The following is a 5964-nucleotide window of genomic DNA, read 5'->3' as shown; positions in this document are numbered from 1 at the left end:
TAACCGTAAAGTTTTATATGATTAAAGGTATTTGGTGTTAAAAAATTATAATATTTAGTATAATCAACTTCTTTTCCAAAACCTATAACTCTCCATAAATTAGTAAGACTAACATGAGAAGAATTATCTATTACAACATCAACAAGCCAAGGAGCTAACTTTGCACATAAATTTGCTAAATATCCTCCATGGGATGATCCGACTAAAATATGCTTTATACCCCCCCCCATAGCTCTAAAAGGAGAATTTTTTCTAATATATAAAAGAGCATTTAGTATATCTGTTGCTTGCATGATGCCAAAATTTTGATATTCATTTTTGGTAGGTTGAAGAGTTATACTTAATTTTAAAATATACGAAACATCTAATATCCATTTTAATTTTAAAATAGAAATTTGATTATCTATATATTCTAAATAATGATTAATTTTTTCAAAAGTATCAATATGATTAATATTAAAAGGTGGAATAATACTTATAGCTTTTAAACTAGTGTCTAAAATAAGCTTGTCGATATCATCTAAATAATATGTTGCTCCAGTTTGAGGACGATTACCTATACCATGATAATTTACACTCAAAACTGCTACATTGTAATTTCTAGCACAATAATCACTTATATAATAAATGCTTTTTATATCACTACCAATACCATTTATAACACAAACAATCGCCTCTATTTCTTTGCTATCATCATAAGTTAATTTAAATTCTAATTTACTTTCTCTTTTTATATTTAATTCTACATCATCACAAGAGTCTATGAAATAAGTTTGATTTTTTAACATTTAAAAAGCCTTTGCTAGTTTTAGATATATTTTATCAAACAATCTCTAAAACAAATTTATCATTTTCATCTTTAAAGGTAAAAACTTTATTTTTACAAGGATAAGATATACTATCTTTTTTCATACTAAATGTTTTATCTTTTAGTTTTTCAAGCATAATAGGTAATTCTTTATTAAATAATGCCTTATCAGGAATTCCACACCCATGAGTTAAATTTTTAATAAATTTGCCATCTATATCTTTTTCATCTATTAGATGAAAATCTACTTCATAGTTTAAGGCTTTTAAAATTTCTATCATAGAAATTTTATGATCAGCTGGAGTTAAGTCATCTTTAGCGCTATGATAACTTGTATAAATGATATTTTTATTCTTTTGAGCTTGTAAAATCAAGTGATCTTTATTAAGTAAAGCTCTTATTAAATAATTTTCATCAGCAAAATAATAAGGTGAGTTTGGGTTTTTGCGTGTCCAATAAGTTTCCACATAACAATGAACTTTACTATTTAACTCATCTTCGTTTAAAATAGCATCACCTTTATTTAAATCCCTTCCTATGATATATCTTAACGGAGGCAATGCAGCACCTGAATTATCTATTACTCCATCTACATACCAAGGAGCTATTTTAGCACACATTAATGCCACTAAGCCACCGTATGACCCTCCCCCGTAAATTTTAGGTAAAGATTTAAATTGAGGATAATTTTTCATTATATCTTTTAAGGCATTGATATGATCGATAGCAGGCATAATGGCAAAATTATTATACTCATTGTTAGGTGGGATAAAAGTCACAGATAACTCAACCTTATAGTCTTGATTTAAAATTCCTTGTTCTTTTAATATACTCATTTTTTGATCAAGAATTTGATAATATTTTTCTATATTTTTTGTATTATCTAGCACTTCAAATTCTATTTCAAAATCCCTGAAAGCCTTTTCAAATGTTCTTATATCGTCTAATAAAAAAGTCATTTCAGCGCTATATTTATCCACATCAGAAACTCTTTGGCAAAAACAATGATAAAATACATTTACAGCTACTGCATCAAATTTTTTAGCTATAAAATTTCTATAACTTTCTAGAAAATGTATATTTGCATTAGCTCCATACCCACCTATGATAAAAACAATAGCTTTCATTTGCTTACTATTATCATAAGTAATTCTATATTCTAATTTACTTTCTCTTTTTATATTTAATTCTACATCATCACAAGAGTCTATAAAATAAGTTTGATTTATGAGCATATTTTTCTTTCTTGATATTATAATTTATATGCTATTATAACTAAAAAAATCAAGGAAGCTCATGACAACTCATATCAATGATTTTTTACAAGAGAGTGTTGCTAAATTTGGAAGTAAAAATGCTTTTGTTGAGTTTAATGGTAGAAGTATAAGCTATAAAGAATTTGATGATTTAAGTAAAAAAATAGCAAGTAAAATTCTTTCTAAACTTCCTACTAAAAATACACAAGATCCTGTATTAATCATACTTCCTAAAGGGATTGATTGTCTGCTTTCTTTTTTTGGTGTAGCAAAAAGTGGAAATTTTTATACACTTTTAGATGAAAAAAGCCCTAAAGAGCGTGTAGAAAAAGTCATAGAAGTTTTAAAACCAAAGTTTTTAATTACTTCTAAAAAATTAAATTTAGATTTTAGTCTTGATACCATTTTTACAGAAGATTTTGAAAGCTTTGATATAAATGAAAATGCTTTAGAAAAAGCTTTAAACGATCACATAGATACTAATTTACTTTATGTCTTTTTTACAAGCGGAAGCACAGGAACTCCAAAAGGAGTAAGCATAAGCCATAAAAGTGTGATTGATTATACTTTTTGGGTATGTGAAACTTTTAAGCTAAGCCATGAAGATATACTTGCTAATCAAGCGCCATTTTACTTTGATAATAGCATATTAGATATATTTAGCTCTGTTAAAATGGGAGCTACGCTTCATATACTGCCTAATCATCTTTTTGCTTTTCCAAATAAAATTTTGGAGTATCTAGAACAAGAAAAAATAACAACAATTTTTTGGGTACCTTCAGTGCTGATTTATTTTGCTAATACTAATGCGCTTGAAGCCTTTACACTAAGGCATTTAAACAAAATTCTTTTTTGTGGCGAAATCATGCCAAATAAACAACTCAACATTTGGCGCAAATACCTTCCTAGTGCTTTATTTGCTAATCTTTACGGACCTACTGAAATTACCGATGTATGCTCTTTTTACATAGTTGATAGGCAATTTAGCGATGATGAGCTTTTGCCTATAGGAAAAGCATGTAAAAATACCCAACTTTTAGTCTTTGATGAGAATTTAAATTTAATTACTTCAAGTCAAGTGGGAGTTAAAGGCGAGCTTTATGTAAGAGGAACTTGTCTTTCTTTAGGCTATTACAATGATAAAGAAAAAACAAAGCAAGCTTTTATGCAAAATCCTTTGCATGATAATTACCTAGACTTGCTTTATAAAACAGGTGATGTGGTAGCTTATAATGAATTTGGCGAACTTTTATGTTATGGACGGATAGATCATCAAATCAAATATATGGGTCATCGCATAGAACTTGGAGAGATAGAAAGTATTATAAATTCTCATGAGAATGTAAGAAATTGTGCTTGTATTTTTAAAGAAGAAATTATTTGCTTTTATGAAAGTAAGGAAGAGTTAGATTTTAAAAACTTTTTAAAAGACAAACTCCCTATTTACATGATACCTAAAAAATTTGTTAAAATAGAACAATTTACTTTAAATGCAAATGGGAAGATTGATAGGAAAGTTTTAGAATTTGCAAAATAAAAAATACAATTTTCATTACAAATAAATTAAAATACACAAAAACAATAATTACTCTCTATTTTGCAAAATTAAAATGTTATAATGTGAGAAAATACTTATTTTAGAAGGAAAATAATGGAAATTACATTCGAAAGTATTCAAAAAATGTTTAATGCAATCAACAGAAGTGATATCAATGAAAGCAGTCGCAATTTAGTGAATGATGATATTATTGACAGTATTGATATGATGAAATTAATACTTGAAATCGAAAAATTTATAGGAAAAAATTTAGATGCTAAATATATCACTCCGGATAATTTTGAGGATTTTTCTACGATTAAAAATATGCTTGAGGAAGTTATATAATCTCAAGCACAAATTTATTACCTTTATCTTTAAAAGTAAAAACCTTATCCTTGCAAGGATAACTTATACTATCTTCTCTTGGAGTAAAATTTTTATCCTTAAATTTTTCAAGCATTTTTGGTAATTCCTTATTAAATAATGCTTTAGTATTTATTCCACTTCCATGAGAAGAATTTTTAATAAATTTACCATCAATATCTTTCTCATCTACTAAGTTAAAATTAACATCATATCCCAATGCTTCTAAAATTTTCATATAGTTATTTTTAAATTCACAAGAAGCCATTTTATCATTAAAATTATGATAACTTGCATAAAGTATATTTTTATTTTTTTGAGCTTGTAAAATTAAATGAGTTTGATTTAATAAAGTTCTTATTTCATAATTCTCATCTTTAAAACAATATGGCGATTCTTTGTTGGCATTCCAATATGTTCTTAAAAAACATCCTATTTTCAAATTTTTAGAATCACAAATTGCATCAGGAGTATCAAAATCTTTTCCTATGATATAATTCAATATCAACATTGCCTCGCCAGAATTATCTATCACTCCATCTATATACCAAGGAGCTATTTTAGATATCAATAAAGAGAGGTATCCCCCATATGATACACCTCCACAAATCTTCGGCAAATTCTTAAAATTAGGAAATTTATAATATATATCCTTCAATACATTAATATGGTCAATTGCTGCCATAATACCATAATTTTGATATTCATTATTGGCTGGTAACATAGTGCAAGTAAAATAAAATTTACAATCTTCATTTAAAAAACTCTTTTCTTTATACACATCAATAGTATGCTCCAGATAAGAAAAATAATCTTTAGCTAATCCTATACTAATATCATTTGAATTTAAATTGATTTTATTTAAAGACTTTTTTATCCGTTCTACATCATTTCCATCAAAATAAAATTGTGCACTATATCTTTTATCTTTTTCATTTATTCTACAGCTAAAACAATGATATAAAACACTTACAGCCACTACATCAAATTTTTTAGCTATAAATTGCCTGTCAAAATCAATGATTGATAAATCAACATTAGAACCATACGCTCCTATGATAAAAACGATAGCTTTCATTTGCTTACTATCATCATAAGTAATTCTATATTCTAATTTACTTTCTCTTTTTATATTTAATTCTACATCATCACAAGAGTCTATAAAATAAGTTTCATTTTTAAGCATAATTTTTCTCTAATCATTAAAATACTTTGTAAAATGCTCTTGATATCGCATCTCTAAATTATCATATATATCTTGAATTTTGTCAATAAATTTTTCATTTCTATATGCTTGCATAGTCATAGAATTAATCTCTTGAAAAGCAAAAAAATCAAATTTTTCTTCATGTGTTAATTCTTCAAGATAAATTACTTTTCCATAATGATCATAAGTATACTGCTTAAGAGTTTCTTCTACTACTTCAAGCACCTTAAACACAAATATCATTATAGGTTCCTTTCTTAATACCTGTGTGCTTTGCTCAAATTCCTTTAAAAACTCATCATTTTTTCTATGGGTTATAGTACAATAATGCTTTTGGGCATCTTTATAAAAAATATCAAATAACGCACAAGGTTTAACCCCTAAAAAATTTCCATCATAATCAACCTGAGGATAATAAGGATAAAGCTTGCATATCAAAGGTCTAAGACTATGAGGATTACAAAGTCCATTTAAATCACATTTTGCAAAATAAGCATTGATTTTTTTTCCATTTTTTAAAGTAAAGGTATTGACTTTTCCATTTTCTAAATATGTATTACCGGCTTGCTTTAGCGAAAGATATTCAACTTCAAGCATAGGTAATATCACCGCACTAGATTTATTAAATTTAAAATATTGTGCGTGAATATTATGACAGCATCCGCCATTGCATGTTTTATAGCATTGTGGCGCAAAAATAAATTCTTTATCTTGTAATGAGTTAAAAAAATTTTTCATTTCTTTCCTTTCTTGCATCTTTTAGTTTAATTTTTGCACATCAAGTAATATT

6 protein-coding genes are annotated in these 5964 nt (G+C 26.7%); 2 read left to right on the top strand and 4 right to left on the bottom strand.

The annotated features are described in order from the left end of the window. A partial coding sequence (locus L8X27_RS07890; RefSeq protein ID WP_263681179.1) for a DUF2920 family protein occupies nt 1-788 on the bottom strand: 788 nt, incomplete at its 3' end. A gap of 34 nt (nt 789-822) precedes the next feature. Beyond that, nucleotides 823-2043, bottom strand: a complete 1221-nt coding sequence (locus L8X27_RS07885; RefSeq protein ID WP_263681178.1) for a DUF2920 family protein — start codon at nt 2041-2043, stop codon at nt 823-825. A 61-nt stretch (nt 2044-2104) separates the two neighbouring features. Between L8X27_RS07885 and L8X27_RS07880 the strand changes: the two genes are divergently transcribed. Further along, the gene (locus L8X27_RS07880; RefSeq protein ID WP_263671862.1) at nt 2105-3601 is read left to right on the top strand and encodes an amino acid adenylation domain-containing protein; all 1497 of its coding nucleotides are present in this window, start codon (nt 2105-2107) and stop codon (nt 3599-3601) included. A gap of 114 nt (nt 3602-3715) precedes the next feature. After that, nucleotides 3716-3949, top strand: coding sequence for an acyl carrier protein (locus tag L8X27_RS07875; RefSeq protein ID WP_263671860.1), 234 nt, complete (start codon nt 3716-3718; stop codon nt 3947-3949). On the opposite strand, the gene L8X27_RS07870 is transcribed toward L8X27_RS07875, so the two are convergent. Together L8X27_RS07870 and L8X27_RS07865 are read right to left on the bottom strand one after the other, a co-directional pair. After that, nucleotides 3942-5153 (bottom strand): DUF2920 family protein, encoded by a 1212-nt coding sequence (locus tag L8X27_RS07870; protein WP_263671859.1) that lies wholly within the window; start codon nt 5151-5153, stop codon nt 3942-3944. The genes L8X27_RS07875 and L8X27_RS07870 overlap by 8 nt on opposite strands. Nucleotides 5154-5162: 9 nt before the next feature. Beyond that, nucleotides 5163-5912 carry a hypothetical protein gene (locus L8X27_RS07865; RefSeq protein WP_133319961.1) on the bottom strand — a complete coding sequence of 250 codons (750 nt, stop codon included), beginning with the start codon at nt 5910-5912 and terminating at the stop codon, nt 5163-5165. Between the last annotated feature and the right edge of the window lie 52 nt (nt 5913-5964).

Source organism: Campylobacter sp. CNRCH_2015_1657, assembly GCF_025772685.1.
In the GTDB taxonomy this organism is placed as follows: Bacteria; Campylobacterota; Campylobacteria; order Campylobacterales; family Campylobacteraceae; genus Campylobacter_D; species Campylobacter_D lari_D.
The sequence above is the reverse complement of the archived record's forward strand: the minus strand, read 5'-3'. Positions and strand labels throughout refer to the sequence as shown.

Bases quoted from the DNA above. Each gene is read 5' to 3' on its own strand.
- L8X27_RS07885 (WP_263681178.1), bottom strand. From the start codon at position 2,043: ATGCTCATAAATCAAACTTATTTTATAGACTCTTGTGATGATGTAGAA.
- L8X27_RS07880 (WP_263671862.1), top strand. From the start codon at position 2,105: ATGACAACTCATATCAATGATTTTTTACAAGAGAGTGTTGCTAAATTT.
- L8X27_RS07875 (WP_263671860.1), top strand. From the start codon at position 3,716: ATGGAAATTACATTCGAAAGTATTCAAAAAATGTTTAATGCAATCAAC.
- L8X27_RS07870 (WP_263671859.1), bottom strand. From the start codon at position 5,153: ATGCTTAAAAATGAAACTTATTTTATAGACTCTTGTGATGATGTAGAA.
- L8X27_RS07865 (WP_133319961.1), bottom strand. From the start codon at position 5,912: ATGAAAAATTTTTTTAACTCATTACAAGATAAAGAATTTATTTTTGCG.